Genomic DNA, 265 nt, shown 5'->3' with positions numbered 1-265 from the left:
GACGATGCGGCCGCGCAGATTGAGCACGCCGGCGATCTCCTGCGACGACAACGGCACCCGCGTCAGCCGCTCCGGCATGAACACGTCCTGCACCCGCGAGATCGGCAGCCCGAACAATTGCCCGCCGATCACCGCGGTGACGTATTCGGCCATCGCGCCTTCGCTCATCTCGGTCTTGCTGGTCATCGGTTGCGTTCCTTAAGCAGCTTTCCTGACCTCGGCGGTCTGTTCCTTCAGCGCCGCGATCAGGCCGGGCCGGTCGAAC

Annotated in this window: 1 protein-coding gene; it reads right to left on the bottom strand. The window is 65.7% G+C overall.

The window, feature by feature from the left end; genetic code table 11:
• The coding region (locus ACFFWD_RS35965) for a chemotaxis protein CheW (RefSeq protein WP_376973732.1) at window positions 1-186 on the bottom strand (186 nt) is incomplete at its 3' end.
• Window positions 187-265 lie beyond the last annotated feature (79 nt).

It is taken from the genome of Bradyrhizobium erythrophlei (assembly GCF_042430365.1).
Lineage (GTDB): Bacteria > Pseudomonadota > Alphaproteobacteria > Rhizobiales > Xanthobacteraceae > Bradyrhizobium > Bradyrhizobium erythrophlei.
This window is presented reverse-complemented; position numbering and strand designations above follow the sequence as displayed.